The 25,860-nt window shown below is 66.3% G+C and carries 23 protein-coding genes; 18 read left to right on the top strand and 5 right to left on the bottom strand.

Features of this window, described 5'->3' with window-relative positions; translation table 11 throughout:
- Window positions 1-155: 155 nt before the first annotated feature.
- The 3 genes from ACQ5SA_RS01310 to ACQ5SA_RS01300 all read left to right on the top strand — a co-directional run bounded on the left by ACQ5SA_RS01310 (window position 156) and on the right by ACQ5SA_RS01300 (window position 2,253).
- Window positions 156-1,346, top strand: coding sequence for a methyl-accepting chemotaxis protein (locus ACQ5SA_RS01310; RefSeq protein WP_100552494.1), 1,191 nt, complete (start codon window positions 156-158; stop codon window positions 1,344-1,346).
- Window positions 1,347-1,444: 98 nt separating this feature from the next.
- Window positions 1,445-1,660, top strand: a complete 216-nt coding sequence (locus ACQ5SA_RS01305) for a hypothetical protein (RefSeq protein WP_499312147.1) — start codon at window positions 1,445-1,447, stop codon at window positions 1,658-1,660.
- Window positions 1,661-1,725: 65 nt separating this feature from the next.
- On the top strand, window positions 1,726-2,253 hold the full coding sequence (locus ACQ5SA_RS01300) for a hypothetical protein (RefSeq protein ID WP_499312146.1): 528 nt from the start codon (window positions 1,726-1,728) through the stop codon (window positions 2,251-2,253).
- 508 nt (window positions 2,254-2,761) lie between these two features.
- Here ACQ5SA_RS01300 and ACQ5SA_RS01295 read toward each other — a convergent pair.
- Entirely contained in the window at window positions 2,762-5,521 is a 2,760-nt protein-coding gene (locus ACQ5SA_RS01295; RefSeq protein ID WP_499312144.1) for a bifunctional diguanylate cyclase/phosphodiesterase, read from the bottom strand.
- Between the two features lie 143 nt (window positions 5,522-5,664).
- Here ACQ5SA_RS01295 and ACQ5SA_RS01290 point away from each other — a divergent pair, with 143 nt between their 5' ends.
- Entirely contained in the window at window positions 5,665-7,767 is a 2,103-nt protein-coding gene (locus ACQ5SA_RS01290; protein ID WP_499312143.1) for a sensor histidine kinase, read from the top strand.
- 4 nt (window positions 7,768-7,771) lie between these two features.
- Window positions 7,772-9,547 (top strand): EAL domain-containing protein, encoded by a 1,776-nt coding sequence (locus ACQ5SA_RS01285; protein WP_499312141.1) that lies wholly within the window; start codon window positions 7,772-7,774, stop codon window positions 9,545-9,547.
- Window positions 9,548-9,641: 94 nt separating this feature from the next.
- Here the strand turns inward: ACQ5SA_RS01285 and ACQ5SA_RS01280 are convergent, their stop codons facing one another.
- The 4 genes from ACQ5SA_RS01280 to flgA all read right to left on the bottom strand — a co-directional run bounded on the left by ACQ5SA_RS01280 (window position 9,642) and on the right by flgA (window position 12,323).
- Window positions 9,642-10,859 carry an ATP-binding protein gene (locus ACQ5SA_RS01280; RefSeq protein WP_089241061.1) on the bottom strand — a complete coding sequence of 406 codons (1,218 nt, stop codon included), beginning with the start codon at window positions 10,857-10,859 and terminating at the stop codon, window positions 9,642-9,644.
- A 91-nt stretch (window positions 10,860-10,950) separates the two neighbouring features.
- The gene (locus tag ACQ5SA_RS01275; RefSeq protein WP_280883747.1) at window positions 10,951-11,289 is read right to left on the bottom strand and encodes a flagellar protein FlgN; all 339 of its coding nucleotides are present in this window, start codon (window positions 11,287-11,289) and stop codon (window positions 10,951-10,953) included.
- Window positions 11,286-11,591 (bottom strand): flagellar biosynthesis anti-sigma factor FlgM, encoded by a 306-nt coding sequence (flgM, locus tag ACQ5SA_RS01270; RefSeq protein WP_025879113.1) that lies wholly within the window; start codon window positions 11,589-11,591, stop codon window positions 11,286-11,288. Before flgM ends, ACQ5SA_RS01275 begins: the two co-directional genes overlap by 4 nt.
- 75 nt (window positions 11,592-11,666) lie before the next feature.
- The gene (flgA, locus tag ACQ5SA_RS01265; protein WP_099818409.1) at window positions 11,667-12,323 is read right to left on the bottom strand and encodes a flagellar basal body P-ring formation chaperone FlgA; all 657 of its coding nucleotides are present in this window, start codon (window positions 12,321-12,323) and stop codon (window positions 11,667-11,669) included.
- Window positions 12,324-12,456: 133 nt separating this feature from the next.
- Between flgA and ACQ5SA_RS01260 the strand changes: the two genes are divergently transcribed.
- From ACQ5SA_RS01260 to ACQ5SA_RS01200, 13 genes are all read left to right on the top strand, one after another.
- Window positions 12,457-13,401, top strand: coding sequence for a chemotaxis protein (locus tag ACQ5SA_RS01260; RefSeq protein WP_089241055.1), 945 nt, complete (start codon window positions 12,457-12,459; stop codon window positions 13,399-13,401).
- Window positions 13,402-13,543: 142 nt separating this feature from the next.
- Window positions 13,544-13,939, top strand: coding sequence for a flagellar basal body rod protein FlgB (gene flgB / locus ACQ5SA_RS01255; RefSeq protein ID WP_089241053.1), 396 nt, complete (start codon window positions 13,544-13,546; stop codon window positions 13,937-13,939).
- Window positions 13,940-13,942: 3 nt separating this feature from the next.
- A complete protein-coding gene (flgC, locus tag ACQ5SA_RS01250; RefSeq protein WP_025879109.1) occupies window positions 13,943-14,350 on the top strand; it encodes a flagellar basal body rod protein FlgC in 408 nt (135 codons plus the stop codon).
- A gap of 23 nt (window positions 14,351-14,373) precedes the next feature.
- Entirely contained in the window at window positions 14,374-15,057 is a 684-nt protein-coding gene (locus tag ACQ5SA_RS01245) for a flagellar hook assembly protein FlgD (protein ID WP_089241049.1), read from the top strand.
- A 32-nt stretch (window positions 15,058-15,089) separates the two neighbouring features.
- Window positions 15,090-16,313 (top strand): flagellar hook protein FlgE, encoded by a 1,224-nt coding sequence (flgE, locus tag ACQ5SA_RS01240; protein ID WP_089241047.1) that lies wholly within the window; start codon window positions 15,090-15,092, stop codon window positions 16,311-16,313.
- 32 nt (window positions 16,314-16,345) lie between these two features.
- On the top strand, window positions 16,346-17,095 hold the full coding sequence (locus ACQ5SA_RS01235; protein ID WP_499312139.1) for a flagellar basal body rod protein FlgF: 750 nt from the start codon (window positions 16,346-16,348) through the stop codon (window positions 17,093-17,095).
- A 103-nt stretch (window positions 17,096-17,198) separates the two neighbouring features.
- Complete coding sequence (flgG, locus tag ACQ5SA_RS01230; RefSeq protein ID WP_025879105.1) at window positions 17,199-17,984, top strand: flagellar basal-body rod protein FlgG; 786 nt, start codon at window positions 17,199-17,201, stop codon at window positions 17,982-17,984.
- A gap of 22 nt (window positions 17,985-18,006) precedes the next feature.
- Window positions 18,007-18,699, top strand: coding sequence for a flagellar basal body L-ring protein FlgH (gene flgH, locus ACQ5SA_RS01225; RefSeq protein ID WP_025879104.1), 693 nt, complete (start codon window positions 18,007-18,009; stop codon window positions 18,697-18,699).
- Window positions 18,700-18,701: 2 nt separating this feature from the next.
- Entirely contained in the window at window positions 18,702-19,844 is a 1,143-nt protein-coding gene (locus ACQ5SA_RS01220; protein WP_499312137.1) for a flagellar basal body P-ring protein FlgI, read from the top strand.
- 1 nt (window position 19,845) lies between these two features.
- Complete coding sequence (flgJ, locus tag ACQ5SA_RS01215; RefSeq protein ID WP_499312136.1) at window positions 19,846-21,039, top strand: flagellar assembly peptidoglycan hydrolase FlgJ; 1,194 nt, start codon at window positions 19,846-19,848, stop codon at window positions 21,037-21,039.
- 8 nt (window positions 21,040-21,047) lie between these two features.
- Window positions 21,048-22,928, top strand: a complete 1,881-nt coding sequence (gene flgK / locus ACQ5SA_RS01210) for a flagellar hook-associated protein FlgK (protein WP_230112119.1) — start codon at window positions 21,048-21,050, stop codon at window positions 22,926-22,928.
- Complete coding sequence (gene flgL, locus ACQ5SA_RS01205; RefSeq protein ID WP_499312134.1) at window positions 22,925-24,127, top strand: flagellar hook-associated protein FlgL; 1,203 nt, start codon at window positions 22,925-22,927, stop codon at window positions 24,125-24,127. The genes flgK and flgL overlap by 4 nt, the downstream gene beginning before the upstream one ends.
- A gap of 442 nt (window positions 24,128-24,569) precedes the next feature.
- Window positions 24,570-25,790: a flagellin gene (locus tag ACQ5SA_RS01200; protein ID WP_353100985.1), complete on the top strand. Its 1,221-nt coding sequence runs from the start codon at window positions 24,570-24,572 to the stop codon at window positions 25,788-25,790.
- The last annotated feature ends 70 nt before the right edge of the window (window positions 25,791-25,860 follow it).

Raw genomic sequence — 25,860 nt, 5'->3', positions numbered from 1 at the left:
GTCGGATCCCTTTCCTGCAGGGAAAGGGCTCTGACCCCAAACCGCCCGGCCGCGCCGGAAAACCGGCGCATTCAGAATGCATTTCAAAGCACATCGACGTTAAAGAGAAAGGGGGTACGGCCGATACATCCTCCGTGCACCTCCCGAGAACGTCCATGTACTCACGCATTTTCATCCGTCTGGCCGCCCCCCTGGCTTTGACCCTGCTGCTCCCCTTCGCCATCGGTTTCGAATGGCCGGTCGCCCTGCGTTGGGCGATCCTGACCACGATGACGCTGAGCTGGCTCGGCTTTGCGTGGTGGACCGCCCGCGCCCAGGCGCACCGTTCCCCGGAACATGCCCGTGTCCTGCGTGAGCAGGACCAGCTGCTGACCGAACTGCGCAACTTCGTCGGCAACGAGATCGACGGTTCGCGTGGCGAAGTGGAACGCGCCCGTGACCTGATCCGCCAGGCCGTCTCCAGCCTCGGCGGCAGCTTCGATGCGATGAACCGCAAGTCGCGCCAGCAGAGCCAGGCGCTGTCGCGCATCGTCGACCGTGCCGGTGACGAAGGCGGCGCCGGCCTCGACGTTGCCCGCTTCGCCCAACACGCCAGCCACCGCATGGAACAGCTGGTGGAAGCGCTGGAACAGGTGAGCGGCCAGAGCAGCACCACCGTGCAGCACATCGACCAGATGGCGCAGCACCTGGATGGCATCTTCGCGCTGCTGGAAGACGTCAAGTCGATTGCCGACCAGACCAACCTGCTCGCCCTGAACGCCGCCATCGAAGCTGCGCGTGCCGGTGAGGCCGGTCGTGGTTTCGCCGTGGTTGCCGACGAGGTCCGCAACCTGTCCGAGCGTTCGACCACGTTCAACGAACAGATCCGCAAGCTGGCGCACAGCTCCAAGGACGCCATCGCCAAGGTCCGCGAGACGGTTTCGCACATGGCCTCGCGCGATATGGACCGCTCCCGTGAAGCGCGCCAGGAAGCGGCGGCGATGCTGGACAACGTGGCGCAGATCAATGCGTCGCTGGGTGACGGCATGCGCGAAGTGTCCGACTGCGCGCGTTCGATCGACGGCAGCGTGGCCGAAGCCGTTCGCGCCCTGCAGTTCGAGGACATCGCCACCCAGGCGCTGGGCGGCGTACATACCCACCTGGACCGCCTGACCGCAATCAACCGCGAAGCGGTGGCCCTGCAGGAACTGCTGCATCGCAACGGCGGCGTGTTCGACGAGGAAATCGCCTCGGCCCTGCAGCGCACCGGCAGCCGCCTGCGCGAACTGCGCAGCGAATGGGAACGCCCGCCGCACAAGCCGGTTGCCCAGCAGAGCATGGGCGCCGGTACGGTCGAGCTGTTCTGATCCTGATGTCCGCTGCCTCTTCCGGCAGCCTGCGAGGCCCCGGTTCTGCCGGGGCCTTTGCGTGTGACCCGCCTTTGGATGCATCCTGCAAGCGCACCATGACCCTGATCCGCGCCCTGTCCCCGATCAACGAGAACGAGCGCCCGCGCAACGCGGGCGTCCGTGAGCAGCTGCGGCAGCTGGAAGACGTGGCCCGCGAAGAAATACAGGAGCTGCAGCAGCTGGCCGATGCGCGCCCTGCCCCGGTTGTGGCCGGCGACGACCTGCTGGGGTTGGCGTGGGACCTGGGGCTGGATGGGGATGCGTTGAAGTAGATCCACGCCATGCGTGGATGGCCTTCACCATGGCATGATGCGCCGGTCCCGCTGACGGAAGACCGATGGCCATCGCACTGATCACCCTGCTGCTGGTCGAAGTCCTGCTGCTGGTGATGTGGACACCGTTCTTCTTCCGCGCGGGCATCGCCCTGTTCAACCAACGCATCGCCGCTACGCCGGCCGAGCTTTCACAGCTTTCGCTGGCCGGGTTGGAGCATGACCTGCCGACCGACACCTGGTTGCGCCTGGTATTCCATGCACTGCCTGACGGCAGCATCGCCTTTCGCGAGAGCTTCGCCCCCAGCTTCGGCGGTCGCTACTTTCCACTGATGCGCGGTCGGGTGGTGATCGACGCGCGGCGCCGGGAGGTGCGGGTGGTCGGACTGTGCAGCTGGTTCGCGCTGGGCCTGACGCTGATGATGGTTCCGATGATCCTGGTCCGGCCGGCGACGTCGCCGATGCTGGTGGCCTTGCTGCTGTTCTATATGGGCTTTTACATCCAGCGAAGACGCTATGCAGGCGTGGTCGAAGCGGTGCGTGCACGGCTGCGGTCCGAATTCCCGCAGAGGCTGGTTGCCGCGCCAAAGTAGATGCACGCCATGCGTGGATGATCGCGCGTGCAGGCATCAGTGCCGACCAAGGTCGGCACCTACCAGAGCCAGGCTCCGTCAGTAGATCCACGCCGTGCGTGGATGATCGCGCGCACAGGCATCAGCGCCGACCAAGGTCGGCATCTACCAGAGCCAGGCTCCGTCAGTAGATCCACGCCATGCGTGGATGATCGCGCGTACAGGCATCGGCGCCGACCAAGGTCGGCATCTACCAGAGCCAGGCTCCGTCAGTAGATCCACGCCATGCGTGGATGATCGCGCGTGCAGGCATCAGCGCCGACCAAGGTCGGCATCTACCAGAGCTAGGCTCCGTCAGTAGATCCACGCCATGCGTGGATGATCGCGCGCGCAGGCATCAGCGCCGACCGAGGTCGGCATCCACCAGAGCCAGGCTCCGTCAGTAGATCCACGCCATGCGTGGATGGTCGCGCGCGTGGGCATCAGTGCCGACCAAGGTCGGCACCCACCAAGGCAGGGTCGTGGCGCCTCAGCGAACCAGCACCACTTCGCTGGCGGCGTCGGTGCGGCCTGGGGCGAGGTGCTGCTGGCGCAGCCACTGGGCCAGGTCGCGCGGGCTGAGCGGGCGCGAGTACAGGTAACCCTGGATCTCGTCGCAGCCTTGGCGTCGCAGCATGTCCTCTTCCTGGTGCGTTTCCACGCCCTCGGCCACCACCTTCATGCCCAGCGCGTGGCCCAGGTGCACGATGGCCTGGGTGACCTCGGCGGTACCGGAATCATGCAGCATGCCCTGCACGAAACTGCGATCGATCTTCAGACGGCCGACCGGGAAACGATTGAGGTAGTTGAGGTTGGAGAAGCCGGTACCGAAGTCATCGACCGCCAGCGGCACGCCATGCCGTTCAAGCACATCGAAACAGTGGCGCAGGATGTCGGTGTCACGGATCAGGGCTGATTCGGTCAGTTCCAGCTCCAGCCGTTGCGGCGGCCAGCCGTGCGCGTGGCAGATCTCGATCACCCGCTCGGCGAAACCGCGATCACGCAACTGCACCGCTGACACGTTTACCGCAATGCGCTCGAAATGCAGGCCGGCGCGATCCCACGCAGCCGCCTGGCGACAGGCTTCGGACAACACCCAGTCGCCGATGCGGACGATCTCGCCGCACTTTTCGGCAATCGGAATGAACTCCGCTGGGCTGCAGTAGCCGATGCCCGGACGATGCCAGCGCAGCAGCGCCTCGATCGCCGGCGGCTCGCCGTGATGGGCGTGCAGCAGCGGCTGGTAGGCCAGGCTGAACTCGTCGCGCTCGATGGCGCCATGCAGGCCGTGCTCGATCTCCAGCCGCCGCTGGATCCGCGCCAAGGCGTCCTGGCTGTAGTATTGATAGGTGTTGCGACCGGCTTCCTTGGCCGCGTACATCGCCGCGTCGGCTGCGCGCAGCAGTGAATCGAAGTCGGTCTGGCTCTCGCCGAGCATGGCGATGCCCACGCTGGCGCCCACCTTCAAGGTGGTATCGCCACGGCGTAGCGGCTCGGCCAGCGAATTGATCAGCTTGCGCGCGACATGGCCGGCATCTTCCGGCTCTGCCAGATCGCGCAGGACCACGATGAACTCGTCGCCACTGAAACGGCCGAACAGGTCGTTGTTGCGCAGGTTCTGGTGCAGCCGGGTCGCGGCGGCCTTCAGCAGCGCATCGCCGGTGGCATGGCCAAAGCTGTCGTTGATGTTCTTGAAGCCGTCCAGGTCGATGAACAGCATGGCCAGCGAGGTGCCACGATCACGCGCTTCCTCGATGGCTTCGGAGGTCTGCTCACCCAGCAGTACCCGGTTGGGCAGCCCGGTCAGCAGATCGTAGTGCGCCAGCAGCTCGATGCGTTCGTTGGCTTCACGCTCGCGGGTGATGTCACGGAACAGGACCACGAAGCGTGGCGGCAGGCCATCGCGACGGTCCAGTTCAATCAGCACCTGTACCCAGACGCGCAGGCCGGATTGGCGGTAGAAGCACAGATCCAGCTGCTCAGGCAGGCCGCCACCGGCAATCCGCCCCAACGCGCCCTCGAAGGCCGCCCGCGAATCCTCTGCATACAGCGCCAGCGCCTGATCGAGAGTGATCGGCTCCTTGCGCAGGCCGTGGATGCGATAGCACTCCTCGGTCCATTGCATGTTGCGCGTTGCAACCTCGATCTCACAGCCGCCGATGCGTCCCAGCGCTGACACGCGGTTGAGCAGCTCGGTACGCCAGCGGATGAGCGCATCGGTCTGGTGCTGTTCGGTGATGTTCTGTACCTGCCCCAGCAATCGCTTGGGCTGACCGTCCATGTCCAGCAGCGGTTGCATCCACAGCCGCAGGTGCTGGGAGGGTTCGTTGCCGCGGGTCAGTTCCAGTTCGATGTTGGCGGCGCGGCCATCACGCCACAGGCGCCGCCAGGCGGCACGCAGTGCGCCGCGTGAGCGGGGGTGCAGCTGCTTGAGCCAGCGTCGCTGCCCCGGGATGCTGCCTTGCTGTAGCGCCAGCAGCGAGCGCAGCTCCGGCGACCACCAGAAGTGGCGGCTGTGCGGATCGAATGACCAGCTGCCCATGCTGGCGATGCGCTGGGCTTCGCGCAGATGCAGCTGCTGCTCCTGCAGCATGGCTTCCAGCTGCTTCTGCTGCTCGATGTCGGTATGGGTGCCGACCATGCGCAGCGGCTGGCCATCGGCGGTACGGGCCACCACCCGGCCGCGGTCCAGCACCCATCGCCATTGGCCATCGGCCTGGCGGAAACGGAACTGGGCGCTGTACTGTTCACTGTCGCCGCGCAGGTGTTCATCCAGTGCGGCGCGCACTTGGGTGATGTCGTCGGTATGCACGCGCGCCAGCATCTGGGTGGCGGTTTCCTCACCCAGCGCGGGCGTGCGGGCCACCCGGTCGCTGGGGATGTCCCAGTCCCACAGGCTGTGGCCGGCACTGTCCAGTGCAAGTTCCCAGCGACCGCCGCCGTCAACCGGCACCGGCTCGGGCACGCTGAGGGTGAAGGCGAGCAGATTGCCACTGCCGTCATGCACGGCGCGCAGGTGGCCATCGTAGTGGCCACGTGGGCCGCCCGGCAGCGTGCAGGCGACGATGCCACCGTCGGCGGCCAGCAGGCGCAGGTCTTCCAGCATCGGCGCGTAGGCGGCCACCGTGGCCGGCAGGCCATGCTCGCGCGCGGCCGGATTGGCCGCGAGCGGGCGCCCGCTACGGTCGACGATGACCAGCGCCGAGGCGAGCGGATGCTGCAGCAGGCTGGCGATGATCCCTTGGTCCACGCGATCTTGCTCCGGATGAAACGCCCGACAGCGGGGCACGCAGTGGTTAACGGCGCCTGCGGCGGATAATTGAGTGGCCAGGGCACACCCGCGCGGTAAGATGACCGGCACCCCTCTTCCCTGCCTACCTCCCTGCCCTGTCCATGCCCGTAGAACCGACCGGCACCGCCCCTGTTCCCGACCCGCGGATGGCGCAGGCGCTGGGTCGCGACCGTCGGCGCGTGGTGCTGAGCTATCTGGCGATGGCGCTGGCCTGGATGATCGCCACCGACGGCGCGGTGACAGCGCTGGTGCCCGACCCGCAGCAGGCGGCACTCTGGCAGAGCATGAAGGGCGCATTCTTCGCCCTGGCCAGTGCTGGCCTGCTGTACCTGCTGCTACGGCCGCTGGCCGAACACGTGCTGCACACCCATGCCCGCCTGCAGGCCTCCGAGCTGCGCCTGCGGCAGATGTTCGAAGGCAACCCGGGCCCGATCCTGGTCTATGACCTGGACAACCTGACCATCCTCGATGCCAATCCGGCCGCCTGCAGCACCTTCGGCTGGGACCGTGACGAACTTCTGGCACAGACCATCGACGTGCTCTGGCCACCGGGCCAGGACCAGGCGTTGCAGACCAAGCTGGAGGAGATCCGCGAGGCGCCCGAACAGCTGTGCATCCTGCGCGCACAGCTGCAGCTGCGCGACGGCAGCCTGCGGCAGATGGAACTGCGCTCGAACGCAATCGACTACGACGGACACACGGCGCGCCTGCTGATCGCCATCGACCGCACCGCCGAAGACCTTGCCCAGCTGCGGCGCGACCAGGCATTGGCGCGCGTGGAAGAGGCCCACGAACTGGCCCGGATCGGCGCATGGGAACTGAACCCGTCCACGGGCCAGGGCCGTTACTCCAACCAGGTCTATCGCCTGCTGGGCCGTCGCCCACCCGAGGCGCGGCGCTGGCACCGTTTCGACGAGCTGCTGGTGGCGGCCGACCCGGCCACTGCCGCACAGACCGATCAGGTGCTGGCCGGGCTGTGCTCGGGTGAGCAGGTGCAGGTGGATGTGCTGCTGCCGGTACTGGCAATGGATGGCCGCGCGCTCATGGTGCACCTGCGTGCGGCCAGCGGTGTGGATGAGGCGGGCCGAGACCGGATACTGGGCACCCTGCAGGACGTGACCGAGCGCGAACAGTCGCGGCGCCTGCTGCGCGAACGCGAGGAGCAGTTCCGCGAGCTGGTGCGGGTGCTGCCCGATGGCGTGGTGATCCTGTCCGACGAACATGTGCTGTACGCCAATGCGTGGGCGGCCGGCCTGTTCGGCTACGGCAGCCATGCGCTGCTGGGCGAGCCGTTGTCGGCGCTGGTGGCAGCTAGCGATCTGGCCCGGCTGCGCGCGCAGATGCGCGCTGGGCAGCCCCAGCACAGCCCGGGCCACAGCAGCGTGCTGGCCATGCAGCGCGCCGATGGCCGCAGCTTCCAGGCCGGCCTTGCGGTGGGTGACGTGCGCTACGGCGGGCGCGACTGCAAGCTGCTGATCGTGCGCGACCTGAGCGAATCGGAACAGACCCGCAGCGCGCTGGAGACCAGCAACCGCGAGCTGCAGGCGATGGCGGGCCGCTTGTTCTCGCTGCAGGAAGACGAGCGCCGGGCGATCTCGCGCGACCTGCACGATGACATCGGCCAGGCGATCACCGCGATCAAGCTTTCGGCCTATGCGGCGCAGGATGAGGACGACCCGCAACGGCGCGGCGAGGACCTGGCACAGATCGTCAGCCTGGCCGATACCACCGTCGCCAAGCTGCGCGACATCTCCACCCTGCTGCGGCCGCCGCAGCTGGATGCGCTGGGCCTGGAGGCGGCGTTGAGCTGGCAGGCGCGCGTGCTGTTCCGTTCGTCCAGCGTCGAGCTGCAGGCCGAGATCGAATCGCTGCCCACGCGCCCGGACAACAGCATCGAACAGGCCTGCTTCCGCATCGCCCAGGAAAGCCTGACCAACGTGCTGCGCCACGCGCGCGCCAGCCAGGTGGTGCTGCAGCTGCGCGATGTCGACCAGCGCGGACTGCACCTGATGATCCGTGACGATGGTGAAGGGTTCGACCCGGATGGCCCGCGCGGCCTGGGCCTGATCGTGATGCGCGAGCGCGCGCAGAGCGTGGGCGGCCATGTGCGGATCGAGTCGGCGCACGGCGCCGGTACCCTCGTCGATGTCCACCTTCCTTACCAGGCCGCTGTTACGGCGGCCGTAGAGTCAGCGGAATACTGAGCCCATGTGGAACCCCAACCTGCCCCCGGTCAGCATCGATGACGCACCTGATCGCCTCGGCGCCGGCAATCCCGAGCTGCAGGCAATGGTCGCCGAAGCCGCTTCCGGAGGCACCGCGCTGATGCTGATGCATGTGGACATCGACCACTTCGCTTCGGTCAACGAAAACATGAGCGCGGAGGTCGGTGACCAGGCACTGGTGCTGGTCGCCCAGCGCCTGCAGTCCTACCTGCGCGGACGCGGCAAGCTGTGGCGGCATGGCAGCGATGAGTTCCTGATCGCCGTGCCGCGAACTGCCGACCTGCCGCTGGCCGAGGATTTCGCCGAAGAGATCCGCCAGCAGATGGAGCTGCCCCTCTCGGTACTGCCCTATACGCTGTTCATGACCGGCAAGCTGGGCGTGAGCCTGTGCCCGGAACACGCCAGCAGCGCCTCGCGCCTGCTCGACCATGCCGAGGACGCGCTGTACCAGGCCGCCCGCGAAGGCGGCAATGCGGTGCGCATCCATGCGGTGGACACGCCGCCGAGCGCGCACAGCGAGAGCATCATCGCGCGGCAGATCGTCGATGCCATTCCCAACGGCGAACTGAAGCTGCGTTACCAGCCGCTGGTCAGTGCCCGCGATGGCCATGTGGTGGGCATGGAGGCGCTGCTGCGCTGGCAGTCGCCGACCCTGGGCATGCTGGTGCCGGAGCGCTTCATGCGCACCGCCGAGCGCCTGGGCATCATCGTGCAGATCGGCACGTGGGTGCTGGAAGGCGCGTTGAAGCAGGCCCGGCTGTGGCGCGATCAGGGCTTCGATGACTTCACCATCGCGGTGAATGTGTCGACCCTGCAGCTGTTGCGACCAAACTTCTTTGCCGAAGTGATGGGCGTGATCCAGGCGTCTGGCGTGCCGGCGCAGATGCTGACGCTGGAAATCAACGAAAGCGCGCTGACCAACAACGTCAACTTCGTCCACGAAACACTGGCCAACCTGCGCAACGAAGGCATCAGCCTGAGCCTGGACAACTTCGGCACGGGCGATTCCAGCCTGAGTGCGCTGGTGCGCTACCCGGTGGACAAGCTGAAGATCGACCGCAGCTTCATCAAGAGCGCACCGGCGGGCAATCGTGAAGCGGCGATTGCCCGCGCGATCATTGCGATGGGCCACCAGCTGGGCATGACGGTGATCGCCAACGGCGTCGAGTCGCAGGCGCAGCTGGGCTTCCTGCGCCGCAACGACTGCGATGTGTTCCAGGGCTATCTGTTCGGCGAACCGATGTCGGCCGATGCCGCCGGCATGACGCTGCGCCGCCGCTACCTGCGTCCCGAAGCGTTCGCCGAAACCCGACCGGACCGCACCCTGCTGCTGCTGGACGACGAGGAGAACGTGCTGCGTTCGCTGGTGCGCCTGTTCCGCCGCGATGGTTACCGCATCCTGGCGGCGGGCAACGTGCGCGATGCGTTCGATCTGCTGGCCATCAACGACGTGCAGGTGATCCTGTCCGACCAGCGCATGAGCGACATGAGCGGCACCGAGTTCCTGGGCCGGGTGAAGATGCTGTACCCGGACACGATCCGTCTGGTGCTGTCCGGCTATACCGATCTGAACACGGTGACCGATGCGATCAACCGCGGTGCGATCTACCGGTTCCTGACCAAGCCGTGGAATGACGACGAGCTGCGCAAGCACATCCACCAGGCATTCCGCACGTACGAGGAACAGCGGCGCAGCAATGGTGGGCAGGTTGCCGCAGAGCCGGTCGACGGCGGCGAGGATCGTTCACCGCTGCGCTGACCCTGCATACGGGTAGTGCCGGCCGCTGGCCGGCAATTGCGGGGCATCAGGTTTCACCGGGTTGCCGGCCAGCGGCCGGCACTACCGAACCGCTTTACCGCGGCTGCTTGATCGGCAGCACCAGGCGGAAGCGCGAGCCGACACCCGGGGTGCTGTCCAGGTCGATGCGGCCGTGGTGCTTGTTGATGATGCTGTAGGAGATCGACAGGCCCAGGCCGGTGCCGCTACCCACCGGCTTGGTGGTGAAGAACGGATCGAAGATGCGCTGGCGCAGTTCCGGCGAGATGCCACCGCCGGTGTCTTCGAATTCCACCCACACCGTGTCGCCGTCCACACCGGTACGCACGGTGATCGTGCCGCGCTCGGCGATGGCGTGGCCGGCGTTGAGCAGCAGGTTCATGTAGACCTGGTTCAACTCCGACGGCAGGCATTCCACCAGCGGCAGCTGACCGAACTCGCGTACCAGGTGCACCTTGTACTTGAGCTCGTTCCAGATGATGTTGATGGTCGATTCAAGGCCGGAATGCAGGTCGACCAGCTTCCACGACTCATCCCGACCGGAATAGGAGAAGTCCTTCAGGTCGCGCACGATGCGGGTGACCCGCTCGATGCCTTCGCGTGATTCGGCCATCAGCTGCGGCAGGTCGCGGCTGATGAAATCGATGTCCAGGCGGTCACGGATATCGTCGATTTCCGGGATCAACGCCTTCGGGTCCGGCGCACGCAGGGCACGCTCGTAAGCCTCGATCACCGTGAACAGACTGCGCAGGTATTCCTGCAGGCTGCCCAGGTTGGAGTGCACGTAACCGATCGGATTGTTGATTTCATGCGCCACGCCGGCGGCAAGCTGGCCGATGGAGGCCATCTTCTCCGACTGCAGCAGCTTTTCCTGGGTGCCGTTCAAGCGCAGGTACGCTTGGCGCAGTTCGGCATGGCGCTGCTGCAGCTCGCGCTCGTAGTCTTCCTGGCCTTCGATATGACGGAACAATGCCAGGTAGTGCCCCGAGCCGGGTTCACCATGGAAGTACAGATGGGCGATGACCACGCCCTCGCCCAGCGGCAGGCTGCCATTCCAGTGACCTTGCTGGCGCGCATGTTCAAGCGCATCCGGCGGCAGCAGTTCGCGCAGGCGCTGCGGCGGCGGCAAGGCACCTTCGTCGCTGCCCAGCAGGCTCTGTGCGGCCGGGTTGGCCAGGGCCACCTGTCCATCTTCGGTGAACAGCAGCAAGCCCTCGCGCAGGCGCTCAAGCAGGGCCTGCAGCACAGGTTGCGGCGGAAGGGGGGCGGTAACCAGAACGTTGGCGGCGGACACGGCGACTCGAGGCGATCAAACAGGCGCCCAATATACGCGCTCGTGCGGCGGCCCACAGCCGCCATCGGGCGGTCAGGCGACCGCCGGCCTGTCAGGCGATGGCGAGTGGCCGCCGCGCGGTGACGGTGTGCGACTGGCCCTTGGCATCGTACGCCGAGGACTCTTCGGTGCGGCCCATCTGGCGCAGTGCCCAGTTGACCTCGCGCCGGCGCCGCGACAGCAGCACCCCGTTGGCGCGGTTGCGCTCGGCCAGTTCCTGCAGCTGCTCGCCCTCGCCCACCGGTGGCGCGCCTTCCAGCGCACGCAGCGCTTCCAGCTTCGCACCGGTGGCACGGATCAGGGCGTGCACGTCGTGCTCGACCAGGGCCTGGCGTTCAACGTCCAGGGCCTGGGCAAGGCGCTGCAGCGGCTCGCTCATCGCCGCGGTCATCCTTGCAGCTGCTGGTCCAGTTCAAGCATGCGCGAAGCGATCGCGTCCGGATTGATCTTGTAGGTGCCGTTCTGCAGCGATTCGCGCACCGCTGCAACACGCTGGGCGTCGATCGCCGGGGCGGTGCTCAGCTCACGCTCGATGGCCTGCAGGTTGGTGGCTTCGCCGGTCAGGCGCAGGCTGTCAGCCGCCTCGACCGGACGTGCCGCCGAATCGGTGCTCACGCCGGGCTTGGCGGCCGGGGTGGTGACGCTGCGCAGTGCCTGGGGGACCTGCAGGTTGCCGTCGATTTTCTGGCTCATGGGGTGTCCTGGAGTTGCCGTACACAAGGGATAACGGCCACAGGGCCGTGATCTTTAGGGGAATTCTGCATTATTTCAACGCGCCACGATTACGTCACCGGCCGCGTCCACCGTGCCCTGCACGATACGGCGCGAGGACAGGTTTTCTACTGATACGCGCTCGTTCTGGCCGGCATCGCCCAGTGCGCGCCCGGCGATGCGGACCTCGACCGAACCACGCCGCGATACCAGCGCCACACTGTCTCCTCGCTTGATGAGACGCTGTGCGACCAGATCGTTGCTCGACAGCAGGGTTCCCGCCGGCAACGGCCGACGGGCGATGCGGCCGATCGCTGCGGCAGGATCGGCCAGCACTGCGCCGGCAATCCGTGCCGCGTCACGCTGGGCAGTACTGATATCGGCGGCGGCAATGGATTCTCCAGTGCCAATGCCACGGGTCAGCACCAGTACGGTCTGGTTGCGGCGCACCTTCACCGGCACGAACAGGCGCCAGCCGCCGGCATCCGGGCAGCTCACCTCCACCGTGGTGTTGGCGGTGGGCTGCACCTGCAATGCGCCGCCACATTTTGGAAGTCGCAGCGCATCGGCGACGACTGCCTCACCTTCGGTACCGGCCGCAAGGGTCGACAACGCTGCAGCGCGGATGCTGGCCACCGGCTGCCAATCGGCAGCGGTCGCCCACGGCGCGGCCACGGCCAGTGCAATGGCAAGGAAAGAAGCAATGCGGCGCATGGCGCCTCCTGTCGGTAAGACCTGGCCCAGACGCGTGCAAGCTGCGTGCCACAGGCAGAGGACGGAAATCCCCCGGGCCCGCCCCTGCACACAGGCCCTCAAGTTCCGCCCTGCCCGCGCCGATACAGCAGCCATGTCCCATGACCTGCTCAACCGGATCGACCAGCGAACCCGACTGGCCGGCCACAATCGCCTGGCGCTGCTGCTGTTCCGCCTCGGCGGACGTCAGCTTTTTGGCGTCAACGTCTTCAAGGTGCAGGAAGTGCTGCGCCGCCCGGAGCTGTTCCAGGTACCCGGCCTGCCCGGCCAGTTTGCCGGTGTGGCCGACGTACGCGGGCGCTCGGTGCCGGTGCTGGACCTGGGCCTGGCCATCGGCCACCCCGAGCGCGAGCCGGATGCGGACACCGCGCCCGGCTACCTGGTGGTGACCGAGTTCAACCGTTCGATCCAGGGCTTCCTGGTCAGCGGCGTGGAACGCATCGTCAACATCGCGGTGGAAGACATCCACCCGCCGCCGGAACTGGGTGCTGAGTCGAGCTACCTGACCGCGGTGACCCGCTTCCAGGGCGAGCTGATCCAGGTGATCGACGTGGAAAGCGTGCTGGCCGACATCGCCCAGGTCCGCGGCGAAGCGGTGCTCGACCCGGCCATGGCGATGCCCGCCGATGCCCCGCAGCTGCAGGTGCTGGTGGTGGATGATTCGCGGGTGGCCCGCCAGCAGATCCGCAGCGTGCTGGACCAGCTGGGGGTGGGCGCAACCCTGCTCTCGGACGGCAAGCAGGCGTTGGACCACCTGCTGCAGATCCATGCCTCGGGTGAAAACCCGGCCGACCGCTACGCCATGGTGATCTCGGACATCGAGATGCCGGCGATGGATGGCTACACGCTGACGACGGAAATCCGGCGCCACGCTGGCCTGTCCGGGCTGTACGTGCTGCTGCATACCTCGCTGTCGGGCGTATTCAACAATGCGATGGTCGAGCGCGTGGGTGCCAACGCCTTCGTCGCCAAGTATTCGCCGCATGAGCTGGCCGACTTCGTGCTGGACCGCCTGCGCAAGGTGGCGATGGCGGCGTAAGGCCGCCGCCCCGACACGGTAGTGCCGGCCGCTGGCCGGCAACCGCGGACACAACGGGGAGCCGGCCAGCGGCCGGCACTACCCCCTCAGGTTTGGCACACCGCTTGCAGCTTCCCGGGCAATGTTCCCGTGGGAGTGCACCGTGCGCAACCTGATTACCGACTACCTGGGCGTCCATGCCCAGGCAATGCCGTTGCGCGAACAGCGCATGAAGCTGATCGCCAGCAATCTCGGCAATGCCGACACCCCCGGCTACAAGGCCCAGGACCTGGACTTCGATTCGGCCCTGCGTCATGCCCAGGGGCTGGATGCCAACGGCCTGATGACCACCACCAACGAGCAGCACTACGAAATCAGTAGTGGCCTCAATCCGTTCCAGGTGGCCCGCGAGGGCGTACAGCCCAGCATCGACGGCAACACCGTCGACCCCGATGCCGAACGCGCCGCCTACGGCCGCGCCGCCCTGGAATACCGCGCCTCGCTGAGCTTCGTCGAAAGCAAGGTGCGTTCCATGCTCACCGCGATCACGGGGCAATAAGCCATGAGCAACCTGCCGATCTTCGATATCGCCGGCTCCGCGCTGCAGGCGCAGTCGGTGCGCATGAGCACCATCGCCTCCAACCTGTCCAACGCTGACAGCATCGCCGGCTCCGCCGACGCGGTGTACAAGCCGCTGGAACCGATCTTCCAGGCGGTCACCAGCAAGACCGACCCGAACATCACCTCGGTGCAGGTCAAGGAGATCACCCAGAGCAACGCGGCGCCGATCAAGCGCTATGAGCCTGGCCATCCGCTGGCCGACGGCGACGGCTACATCTACCAGCCCGACGTCGATCCGGTTGCGCAGATGGTCAACCTGATCTCGACCTCGCGCAATTACCAGGCCGGCGTGGAGATGTTGACCACCGCCAAGGAACTGGCCCTGGCCACCCTGACCATGGGCCGCTAAGGCCCGCTGCACCGGACACCGCCATGACCACTGCCGTCAACAACCAGAGCAACCAGGACGTCTACGCCGCACTCGGCCTGAACGCCCCCAACAGCAACGCCACCAAGAAGAAGAACACGTTGGACCAGGCCGACTTCCTGCGCCTGATGACCGAACAGCTGCAGCACCAGGATCCACTGAAGCCGATGGACAACACGCAGATGGTCTCGCAGATGGCGCAGATGTCGACCGTGCAGGGCATCACCGATCTGAACAAGTCGGTGAAGGGCTTCCAGGAGTCGATGGCCAGCGACCAGGTGCTGCGTGGTGCGGCCCTGGTCGGCCACCAGGTGCTGGTGCCGTCGGAAAAGCTGGTGCTGGAAAAGGAAGGTTCGGTGGAAGGCACCGTTGCCGCACCGGCCGCCGGCATCGTCACCGTGGACGTCACCGACGCCAACGGCGCCAAGGTCACCTCGATCAGCGTTGAAGCCAAGGCTGCCGGCGAGACCGCGTTCAAGTGGGATGGCAAGGATGCCAACGGCAAGCGCATGGAGCCGGGCAAGTACAACATCGTCGCCAACCACGTCGACACCACCGGCAAGAGCACCAAGCTGTCCACCTTCGTGCAGGCACCGGTGGAAAGCGTGACCGTCGGTTCCGACGGTCTGTACCTGAATCTCAAGGGCCTGGGCACGGCCCCTCTCGACTACGTGCTCCGCGTCAGCTGAGCCGCACCCACCGCATCCAACAGGAGCATCCCATGGGCTTCAACATTTCCCTGTCCGGCATCAACGCTGCCAACTCAGACCTGAGCGTCACCGCCAACAACGTGGCCAACGTCAACACCACCGGCTTCAAGCAGTCGCGTGCGGAATTCGCCGACCTGTTCGCCGCCACCAGCTACGGCCTGTCCAAGAACGCGATCGGCTCGGGCGTGCGTGTTTCCAACGTGGCCCAGCAGTTCATCCAGGGCAACAACGAGCAGACCGGCCGCAGCCTGGACATGGCCATTTCCGGTGAAGGATTCTTCACCATGAACATGAACGGCGCACGCGTGTACTCGCGCGCCGGCAACTTCCAGACCGACGCCGCCGGCTACGTGGTCAACCCGCAGGGTGCACGCCTGCAGGTGTTCGCACCGAACGCCGACGGCACCAACTTCGACGCCGGCCGCCTGGTCGACCTGCAGCTGCTGACCACCGACAGCCCGCCCAAGCAGACCAGCGAAGTCAAGGTTGGTTTCACCCTGCCGGGCAATGCCAAGCAGCCGACGGTGACCACCTTCGACCCCACCAATTCCAACAGCTACAGCCACTCCAGCGGCGGCATCACCGTCTATGACTCGTTGGGCGTCAGCCACACCCAGGTGTCCTACTTCGTGAAGGAAGCGGCCACCAACGCCTGGACGGTGCACAACTACGTCGATGGCCAGCCGGCCGGCACACCGACCCCGCTGACCTTCGACAACGCTGGCAAGCTGACCGCTCCGGCCAACGGCAGGATCAGCCTGGGCACCTTCACCCCGACCACCGGCGCTGGCGTGCTGAACATGACGCTGGATGTGAGCGGCTCGACCCAGTACGGCGAAAAGTTCGCCCTGCGCAACACCCAGCAGGATGGCTACGCAGCCGGCAAGCTCAACGAGATCACCGTTTCGGAAACCGGCGTGGTGTTCGCCCGCTATTCCAACGGCGACGACAAGCCGCTGGGCCAGGTGGCACTGACCAGCTTCAACAATCCGCAGGGCCTGGAACAGAAGGGCAACAACCTGTGGGTGGAGACCTTCGATTCGGGCACGCCGCGCACCGGCGCCGCCGACACCTCCAACCTCGGCAAGATCCAGGCCGGTTCGCTGGAATCCTCCACCGTCGACCTGACCGAACAGCTGGTCAACATGATCACCGCGCAGCGCAACTTCCAGGCCAACGCGCAGATGATCACGACCCAGGACCAGATCACCCAGACCGTCATCAACATCCGTTGATGACCTGCTGACCCTGTCACGGAACTCCCCGCATGGATAAAGCCCTTTACGTGGCGATGACCGGTGCCCGCGCCTCCCTGCAGGCGCAGGGAACGCTCAGCCACAACCTCGCCAACTCGGATACCCCCGGCTTCAAGGAAGCGCTGGCCAACACCGAAGCCTTCCCGATCCGCGGCCCGGGCTTTGCCTCGCGGGTGGATGCGCTGCACGTCGACGCCGGTTTCAACCGCACCGCCGGCGCGCAGCACATCACCGGCAAGCCGCTGGATCTGTCGTTGCAGACCGGCACCTGGCTTGCCGTGCAGTCCGGTGATGGCAGCGAGGCCTACACCCGTGGTGCCGCGCTGTCGGTGACCCCGAACGGTCAGCTGGTGACCTCCACTGGCCGTCCGGTGCTGGACGACAACAACAACCCGATCGCGATCCCGCCCTACCAGGCGATGGAGATCGGCAACGACGGCACGATCTCGATCATCCCGCAGGGCGAAGGCCCGCAGACGATGGCGATGATCGGCCGGATCAAGGTGGTGCAGGCGCCGGATGAACGCCTCGAACGCGGCCTGGATGGCCTGTTCCGCAATACCGATCCGCTGCAGCCGTTCGCCCAGGCGCAGGGCACGGCGGTGCACAGCGGCCAGCTGGAAGGCAGCAACGTCGATGCCGCCGGCGCGCTGGTGCAGATGATCCAGCTGCAGCGCCAGTACGAAATGCAGGTGCAGGTGATCAAGCACGGCGATGACAACGCGCGCAGCGCCAACAGCCTGTTGCGCCTGGGCAGCTGACGGAATTCCGGCACCGGCCTGCGCCGGTGCTGGCACGCCGCTTGCACTGCCTACCCCATGGGCCGCATCGCGCGGCCGGCTTCACCCAGACAGGACTCCGAAGATGAACCAGGCATTGTGGATCGCGAAAACCGGACTGGATGCGCAGCAGATGCGCATGTCGGTGGTTTCCAACAACCTCGCCAACACCAACACCACCGGCTTCAAGCAGGACCGCGCCAGCTTCGAGGACCTGTTGTACCAGCAGGTGCGCCAGCCCGGCGGTTCGTCTTCGGCACAGACCCAGCTGCCCACCGGCCTGCAGATCGGCACCGGCGTGCGCGTGGTGGCCACCGCCAAGAACTTCGAGCAGGGCAGCCAGCAGCAGACCGGCCGCGCGCTTGACGTGATGGTCAACGGCCGCGGCTTCTTCGAAGTGCAGATGCCCGACGGCAGTTCGGCTTACACCCGCGATGGCTCGTTCAAGATCAACCAGGACAGCGAGCTGGTCACCAACAGCGGCTACCCGGTGCAGCCGGGCATCCAGATTCCCGAAGGCGCGCAGTCGGTGACCATCGGTACCGACGGCACCATCAGCGTGAAGATGGCCGACGGTGCGGCATCGGTGGAAGTCGGTGCGCTGACCCTGACCGATTTCGTCAATCCGGCGGGCCTGCAGGCACGCGGCGAAAACCTGTTCCTGGAGACCACGGCTTCCGGCCCGGCACAGAACGGCAACCCTGGCCTTAATGGCCTTGGCACCGTGGTGCAGGGTGCGCTGGAAGGCAGCAACGTCAACGTGGTGGAAGAGCTGGTGTCGATGATCGAAACCCAGCGCGCCTACGAAATGAACGCCAAGGCGATCTCGACCACCGACTCGATGCTCGGCTACCTCAGCAACAAGCTCTGACCGCCCTCACCGGGAACCTGCCATGTCGCCCCTTTCTTCCTTCGCCCGTACTGCCCTCGCCTGCGCCGTGGCTGCCCTGCTCGGTGGCTGCGTGATCGCTGGCGACGTGCGCCCCTATCCGACGATGGCGCCGTTGCAGCCGATCATGCCGCCGCAGGCCGAACCGACCGCAGGCGCGATCTACGCCGCCGGCCCGACCCTGCAGCTGTATTCGGACCGTCGTGCGCGCGATGTCGGCGACCTGCTGACCATCACCCTGCTGGAAAACACCACGGCGCAGACCAGTGCAAACACCGCCACCAACAAGGAATCGAACCTGAGCCTCGGCACGCCGTCGATTCTCGGTGCACCAGTCACCTTGGGCGGCAAGGACATCCTGAGTGCAACCGCCAAGGGCGCACGCGACTTCACCGGCAAGGGCAACAGCGCGCAGAGCAACCGCCTGCAGGGCAACGTGACCGTAACCGTGGTGCAGCGCCTGCCCAACGGCAACCTGGTGGTGCAGGGGCAGAAGAACCTGCGCCTGAACCAGGGCGACGAACTGGTGCAGGTACAGGGCATCGTACGCCCCGGCGACATCAGCGCGGACAACACCGTGCCCTCCAGCCGCGTGGCTGAAGCGCGCATCGTCTATGGCGGCCGCGGCCCTGTCGCGCAGTCCAACGCGATGGGCTGGTTGAGCCGCTTCTTCAACTCCGGCCTGACGCCGTTCTGAGTATGGCCATGAAACTCTTCTTCTCTTCTTTCTGGCAGCGACGCGCTGCGTCGCTCTACTGCGCCGTGTTCATGATCTTCGCGGTGGTAGCCCCGGCCAGCGCCGAGCGCATCAAGGACCTGGCCCAGGTGGGTGGCGTGCGTGGCAATGCGCTGGTGGGCTACGGCCTGGTGGTCGGCCTGGATGGCAGCGGCGACCGTACCAGCCAGGCGCCTTTCACCGTGCAGAGCCTGAAGAACCTGCTGGGCGAACTGGGCGTCAACGTGCCGGCCAACGTCAACCCACAGCTGAAGAACGTGGCGGCGGTGGCGATCCATGCCGAGCTGCCGCCGTTCGCCAAGCCCGGCCAGCCGATCGACATCACCGTGTCCTCGATCGGCAACGCCGTGTCGCTGCGCGGTGGCTCACTGCTGATGGCGCCGTTGCGCGGTGCTGATGGCCAGGTCTATGCGATTGCCCAGGGCAACCTGATCGTCGGCGGCTTCGGCGCGCAGGGCAAGGATGGTTCGCGCGTTTCGGTGAACGTGCCCAGCGTCGGCCGCATTCCCAACGGTGCGACCGTTGAGCGCGCCCTGCCCGACGTGTTCGGTGCCAGTGGCGAAATCACCCTGAACCTGCACAACAGCGACTTCACCACCATCTCGCGGATGGTGGGTGCACTCAACAATGCCTTCGGCGAGGGCTCGGCTCGCGCGGTGGACGGCGGCACGGTTGCCGTGCGTGCGCCGACCGATGCCGGTGCGCGCATCGGACTGCTGGCCCGCATCGAAAACCTGGAACTGACCCCTGGCGCTGCGCCGGCCAAGGTGGTGGTCAACTCGCGTACCGGCACCGTGGTCATCGGCCAGCAGGTGCGGGTCGGCCCGGCGGCGATCTCGCATGGTTCGTTGACGGTGACCATCCAGGAAAACACCAATGTCAGCCAGCCCAACGCCTTTGCCGGTGGCCAGACCGTGGCCACGCCGCAGTCGACCATCACCGCCACCAACGATGGCAGCCGCATGTTCAAGTTCAATGGCGGCACCACCCTGGACGAGATCGTGCATGCGGTGAATGCCGTTGGCGCGGCGCCGGGTGACCTGATCGCGATCCTGGAAGCACTGAAGCAGGCCGGTGCCCTGAGCGCCGAGCTCGAGGTGATCTGACATGCGCATCACTCCCGCATTCGAACTGAGCCCCGCACAGCAGAACGACCCGGCGAAGATCGACAAGGTCGCGCGCCAGCTTGAAGGCCAGTTCGCGCAGATGCTGGTCAAGAGCATGCGTGATGCGAGCTTCGGCGATTCGCTGTTCCCGGGCGAAAACAAGATGTTCCGGGAGATGTATGACCAGAAGATCGCCGAGGCGATGACACGCGGCAAGGGTCTGGGCCTGTCGAGCATGATCACCCGCCAGTTGTCCGGCGCGCAGGCCGATGGCCCGGCACTGGATACCCGGGTGGACCCGGCCAAGGCCAGCCGCGCCTACCAGCTCAATGCTCCGGCGGCACCGTCGCTGCCGCTGCAGGATGCTGGCCAGGCCGTGCGCATGCTGCAGCAGATGGCGGCCGGTGTGCAGGATGGCGCGCAGTCTTCGGTCGCACCGATGGAGCAGGCGCTGGACCTGATTGCGGGCCGGGAAAGCAGCGGCATGCACCGTTCGCTGGGCACCGACGATCCCTATGCCGGCGCCATCGGTGGTGCCGATTGGGCCGCTGCCAGCGACCAGTGGGCGCCGACCGCCAGCAACCGCGGCAGCAGCGGCACCCCGGCCGATGCGCTGGCCACCCGCACCGCCGTCGCCCAGTTGGGCGCGCATACACCTGAAGGCTTCGTCGCCAGCATCTGGCAGCACGCGCAGAGCGCGGCCCAGGAACTGGGCGTGGACGCCCGCGCCCTGGTTGCCCAGGCAGCGCTGGAAACCGGCTGGGGCAAGCGCCAGATCAAGCATGCCGACGGCAGCACCTCGCACAACCTGTTCGGCATCAAGGCCACCGGCTGGAAGGGCCAGAGCGCCACTGCCGGCACCCATGAATATGTCGATGGCGTGCGCCGCAACGAGACCGCCAGCTTCCGCGCCTACACCTCGCCTGCGGAGAGCTTTGCCGACTACGTGCGCCTGCTGAAGACCAGCCCGCGCTACCAGCAGGCGCTGCAGGCCGGCACCGATGTGCAGGGCTTCGCGCGCGGCCTGCAACGCGCCGGCTATGCCACCGACCCGCGCTACGCGGCCAAGATCGCCGCGATCGCCGGCGGCCCGACCATCGAGCGCGCCGTGGCCGCCGTGGCCGACGCCGGCTCACGCATCGGTCAGACCTTCGCCAGCACCGCAACCGCGGCGCTGGGTATCACTCGTCGTTGAGGAACCCCATGTCCAGCGTACTTTCCACCGGTACCAGTGCCCTGCTCGCCTTCCAGCGTGCGTTGGCCACCACCAGCCACAACGTGGCCAACCTCAACACGCCCGGTTACAGCCGGCAGAAGGTCGACTTCGCCACTGCCACGCCGCAGAACTACGGCTACGGCGACGTTGGCAACGGCACCCGCATCGTCGACATCCGCCGCGCCGCCGACCAGCTGGCGATCTCGCGCCTGCTCGACAGCAGCGGTGAGCTGGCGCGGTTGAAACAGCTTTCGGGCATGGCCGACCGTGTCAATGCGCTGTTCTCCGACTCCGCCACCAATGTGGCCGGCGTGTGGTCTAACTTCTTCGATTCGGTCAGCGGCCTGTCGTCCAATGCCGCCGGCACCGCCGACCGGCAGAATCTGCTGGATGGCGCCAAGGCGCTGGTTACCCGTTTCGGCCAGCTCAACACGCAGCTGAACAACCTCAATGGCGAGGTCAACAACGGCCTGCAGGCCGGCGCCACCGAGGTCAACCGCCTTGCCGCGGAAATCGCGCAGATCAACGGTGCCATCGGCACCAATATCGCCAATGCCGCACCGGACCTGCTGGATCGTCGCGACCAGTTGATCTCGCAGTTGATCGGCTACACCGGTGGCACGGCGGTGGTCCAGGACGGCGGCATCATGAACGTCTACACCGCCGGCGGCCAGGCGCTGGTGGTTGGAACCACCGCGTCCAAGGTCACCACGGTGGCCGACCCCTACCAGCCCGAGCGCCTGCAGCTGGCGCTGCAGACCCAGGGTGGCACGATCAATCTGGACCCGAAGTCGGTAGGCGGTCAGATCGGCGGCATGCTGGAATTCCGCGATACCGTGCTGACCCCCGCCCAGGCCGAACTGGGCAAGCTGGCCATCGGCCTGGCCGAGAGCTTCAACAGCACCCACCGCCAGGGCGTGGACCTGTACGGGCAGATGGGCGGTGACTTCTTCAACATCGGTACCCCGCGCGTGACCGGCAACAGCAGCAATACCGGCACCGGCTCGATCAGCGCCAGCTTTGGTGACCTCGGCAAGCTGGATGCACAGAACATCGTGCTCAAGTTCGACGGCACCAACTGGGCCGCCAGCCGCGCCGACACTGGCGCCACCGTGCCGATGACCGGCACCGGTACCGCTGCCGACCCGCTGCTGATCAACGGCGTGAAGCTGGTGGTCGGCGGTGCGCCTGCAGCCAATGACCGCTTCCTGCTGCAGCCGACCGCAGGCGTTGCCGGCAGCCTGGAAATGGCGATCACCGATCCCTCGCGCATCGCCGCTGCCGCTGCAATCAAGGGCGCGGCCGCGCTGACCAACACCGGCACCGGCAAGATGAGCGGCGTTACCGTGACCAACGCGGCCAACGCCAACCTGCGCAATCCGGCGGCGATCGTGTTCACCTCGGCCACCACCTTCACCGTTGATGGCGGCCCGCCGCAGACCTATACCCCCGGCCAGACCATCAGCGCCAACGGCTGGAGCTTCGTGCTGGATGGCGTGCCGAAGAACGGCGATACCTTCAACATCACCCCGACCCCGGCCGGCTCGTCGGACAACAGCAACGCCACCAAGCTGTCCAAGGTGGAAGATGCAAAGGCGTTCAACGCCGGTACCGTCACCCTCAACGGCGCGCTGGGCGGCTTGACCACGCAGGTGGGCGCCGCCGCACGTTCGGCCGAGTACTCGCTGGACGCGCAGCAGGTCATCACCAACCAGGCACAGAGTGCCCGCGACGAAGTGTCCGGCGTCAACCTGGATGAAGAAGCGGCCGACATGCTGCGCCTGCAGCAGGCCTACCAGGCCGCCTCGCAGCTGATTTCCACCGCCGACAGCATGTTCCAGACAATCCTGGGAGCCGTGCGCCGATGAGCAGCCGTATCTCCACCAGCATGATGTACAGCCAGTCCGTTGCGCTGATGATGTCCAAGCAGGCCAAGCTGAGCCACCTGGAACAACAGATCGCCACCGGCAGCAAGATCCTCAGCGCCAAGGACGATCCGGTCTCGGCCGGCGCCGCCGTCGGCCTGGACCGCAGCCTGGCCGCGCTGGACCGCATGAAGCTCAACGCCGGCAACGTGCAGAACCGTCTGGGCGTGCAGGAAAACACCTTGGCCCAGGTGGGCGACATGATGGGGCGGATCAACGAGCTGACCATCTACGCCAACAATCCAGCGCTGGCACCGGCCGACAAGCAGTCGCTTGTCACTGAAGTCAAGGCGATCCGTGACAACCTGTTGTCGCTGGCCAACAGCAGCGACGGCACCGGCCGCTACCTGTTTGGCGGCACCAACGATGGCGACCCACCGTTCTCGCAGGTGGGCGGCAAGATCGTCTACAGCGGCGACCAGACCCAGCGCAAGGTTGAAATCGGCCCTGACACCTACGTGCAGGACGCTTTGCCCGGCAGCGAGATCTTCCTGCGCATCCCCACCGGCGATGGCTTCGTTGATGGTGGCCCGGTCGCCGGCAATACCGGCACCGGCGTGCTGACCAATGTCACCCGCGATGGCTCCAGCACCTGGAACGGCCAGTCCTTCAGCGTGCGCTTCACCGCCGCCGACCAGTACGAAGTACTGGATGCCGGCGGCACGGTAGTCGGCACCGGCAACATGAAAACCGGCGACGACATCGTCGTCAATGGCGTGCGCATGCACATCGATGGCAAGCCTGCTGCCGGCGACAGCTTTGCGGTCACTCCGTCCAGCAGCCGCGATATCTTCGGCACCCTGGATGCGCTGATCGGAACGCTGGAAGCCGACACCGGTTCGCCGGCAAAGCTGGCCGTGCAGCAGAACGCATTGCAGAGCAGCCTGCGTGATGTGGCACGCGCCGCCGAGCGGATGATCGATTCGCGCGCCGCGGGTGGCGCGCAGTTGAAGGCGCTGGACAATGCCGCCGACATGCGCGAAGCCAACGGCGTAACCCTGAAGACCACGCTGTCGCAGATGCGCGATGTGGACTACGCCGATGCAATGAGCCAGTACCAGCTGGAAAGCACGGCGCTGCAGGCGGCGCAGACGCTGTTCTCACAGATGCAGTCGATGTCGCTGTTCAACAAGATCCGCTGATTCCACGCGCCAGCGCTAGACCCGAAGGCCGCGATGCCAAGCATCGCGGCCTTTTTCGTTTGCGGCTGCCGCCGCACTCGCCGGGCATGGCCCGGTGCTACCGGCATGCCCGCCCGGCACGACGCGTCCACCCGGGCGACGCGGCATCGGGCAGCGCCGGGCCATGCCGGGCGGAACAGACCATCGTTCAGCTTGGCCGCCGACCGCCGATACCCCTTCCAACGCCAGCCGGGCCCTGCCCGGCCGCCTTTCCCGGGCGATCGGAAAACCCGGCGAAAACAGCCTTCCCGCACGAATTACGGTGTCAACGGAATTCCCGGCTAAAGGTTGTTGACAAAGCGCCGTTATTCATTTGGCAACGACGAAGCACACAGCCAAACAAAAAAACAGGCGGCGCTTCGTTTCTTTCACCAACGGGTTCCACATAAGAGGAGACGACCCCATGGCACAGGTAATCAACACCAATACGATGTCACTCAACGCTCAGCGCAACCTGAGCACGAGCGGCAACTCGCTGGCCACCACCATCCAGCGTCTGTCGTCCGGTCTGCGCATCAACAGCGCGAAGGACGACGCCGCCGGCCTGGCGATCTCGGAGCGCTTCAGCACCCAGATCCGCGGCCTGGACGTGGCCATCCGCAACGCCAACGACGGTATCTCGCTGTCCCAGGTCGCCGAGGGTTCGCTGAGCGAAGTCGGCAACAACCTGCAGCGCATCCGCGAGCTGGCCGTGCAGTCCTCCAATGCCACCAACTCCTCCAGCGACCGCAAGGCGCTGCAGGCCGAAGTGACCCAGCTGGTCTCGGAAGTGGACCGCGTGGCCAAGCAGGCCGACTTCAACGGCACCAAGCTGCTGGACGGCAGCTTCACCAGCCAGCTGTTCCAGGTGGGCGCCAACGCCGGCCAGGCCATTGCCATCAACAGTGTGGTCAACGCCAAGGCGGACTCGCTGGGCGCTGCCAGCTTCGCCAACGGCTACACCGGCACCGCGCTGGCGGCCGACAAGGCCACCGCCGATACCACCTTCTCGCAGCTGCAGGTGGTGGTGACCCCGCCGGGCGGCACGGCAACCTCGATCAACATCGGCGACATCTCGGTGAAGTCCGGTGAGTCGATCAGCGCCGCCACCGCGGCTGCGATCAACAACAAGCTGGGCGAAACCGGCGTGGTCGCTTCGGTCAACGCCGGAGTCATCAGCCTGGCCTCGGTCAAGGATGGCCAGACCTTCGCACTGGCAGCCGCCGGCCCGGTCTCCACCGTCCCCGGCGCGGTCGTCACCGACCTGGCCAACATCGGCCTGACCCAGAACGGCACCAACGGCGGCACCCTCACCGGCGTCACCAGCAGCTTCGTCAAGGATCTTGATGTCACCACCGCCGTTGGCGCCCAGAAGGCCCTGTCGATCGTCGACAAGGCGCTGGAGTCGGTCAACAGCGTGCGCGCCGACCTCGGCGCCATCCAGAACCGCTTCACCTCGGTGGTCGCCAACCTGCAGACCTCCTCGGAGAACCTGTCTGCATCGCGCAGCCGCATCCGCGATACCGACTTCGCCAAGGAAACCGCCGAGCTGACCCGCACCCAGATCCTGCAGCAGGCCGGTACGGCCATGCTGGCCCAGGCCAACCAGGTACCGCAGAACGTGCTCAGCCTGTTGCAGCGCTGACATGAGCCGCCCCCGGGGCACGTCGGGGGCGTCTAACCCAACTCACGTGCAACCGCTCAAGGACCTCTCC

Source organism: Stenotrophomonas indicatrix (genome assembly GCF_050573115.1).
GTDB classification, from domain to species: domain Bacteria; phylum Pseudomonadota; class Gammaproteobacteria; order Xanthomonadales; family Xanthomonadaceae; genus Stenotrophomonas; species Stenotrophomonas lactitubi_A.
The sequence above is the reverse complement of the archived record's forward strand: the minus strand, read 5'-3'. Positions and strand labels throughout refer to the sequence as shown.

Bases quoted from the DNA above. Each gene is read 5' to 3' on its own strand.
- ACQ5SA_RS01300 (WP_499312146.1), top strand. From the start codon at position 1,726: ATGGCCATCGCACTGATCACCCTGCTGCTGGTCGAAGTCCTGCTGCTG.
- flgC (WP_025879109.1), top strand. From the start codon at position 13,943: ATGAGCAACCTGCCGATCTTCGATATCGCCGGCTCCGCGCTGCAGGCG.
- flgG (WP_025879105.1), top strand. From the start codon at position 17,199: ATGAACCAGGCATTGTGGATCGCGAAAACCGGACTGGATGCGCAGCAG.
- ACQ5SA_RS01290 (WP_499312143.1), top strand. From the start codon at position 5,665: ATGCCCGTAGAACCGACCGGCACCGCCCCTGTTCCCGACCCGCGGATG.
- flgL (WP_499312134.1), top strand. From the start codon at position 22,925: ATGAGCAGCCGTATCTCCACCAGCATGATGTACAGCCAGTCCGTTGCG.
- flgE (WP_089241047.1), top strand. From the start codon at position 15,090: ATGGGCTTCAACATTTCCCTGTCCGGCATCAACGCTGCCAACTCAGAC.
- flgA (WP_099818409.1), bottom strand. From the start codon at position 12,323: ATGCGCCGCATTGCTTCTTTCCTTGCCATTGCACTGGCCGTGGCCGCG.
- flgJ (WP_499312136.1), top strand. From the start codon at position 19,846: ATGCGCATCACTCCCGCATTCGAACTGAGCCCCGCACAGCAGAACGAC.
- ACQ5SA_RS01260 (WP_089241055.1), top strand. From the start codon at position 12,457: ATGTCCCATGACCTGCTCAACCGGATCGACCAGCGAACCCGACTGGCC.
- ACQ5SA_RS01245 (WP_089241049.1), top strand. From the start codon at position 14,374: ATGACCACTGCCGTCAACAACCAGAGCAACCAGGACGTCTACGCCGCA.
- ACQ5SA_RS01220 (WP_499312137.1), top strand. From the start codon at position 18,702: ATGGCCATGAAACTCTTCTTCTCTTCTTTCTGGCAGCGACGCGCTGCG.
- ACQ5SA_RS01200 (WP_353100985.1), top strand. From the start codon at position 24,570: ATGGCACAGGTAATCAACACCAATACGATGTCACTCAACGCTCAGCGC.
- flgH (WP_025879104.1), top strand. From the start codon at position 18,007: ATGTCGCCCCTTTCTTCCTTCGCCCGTACTGCCCTCGCCTGCGCCGTG.
- ACQ5SA_RS01305 (WP_499312147.1), top strand. From the start codon at position 1,445: ATGACCCTGATCCGCGCCCTGTCCCCGATCAACGAGAACGAGCGCCCG.
- ACQ5SA_RS01275 (WP_280883747.1), bottom strand. From the start codon at position 11,289: ATGACCGCGGCGATGAGCGAGCCGCTGCAGCGCCTTGCCCAGGCCCTG.
- flgM (WP_025879113.1), bottom strand. From the start codon at position 11,591: ATGAGCCAGAAAATCGACGGCAACCTGCAGGTCCCCCAGGCACTGCGC.
- ACQ5SA_RS01310 (WP_100552494.1), top strand. From the start codon at position 156: ATGTACTCACGCATTTTCATCCGTCTGGCCGCCCCCCTGGCTTTGACC.
- ACQ5SA_RS01285 (WP_499312141.1), top strand. From the start codon at position 7,772: ATGTGGAACCCCAACCTGCCCCCGGTCAGCATCGATGACGCACCTGAT.
- ACQ5SA_RS01235 (WP_499312139.1), top strand. From the start codon at position 16,346: ATGGATAAAGCCCTTTACGTGGCGATGACCGGTGCCCGCGCCTCCCTG.
- flgK (WP_230112119.1), top strand. From the start codon at position 21,048: ATGTCCAGCGTACTTTCCACCGGTACCAGTGCCCTGCTCGCCTTCCAG.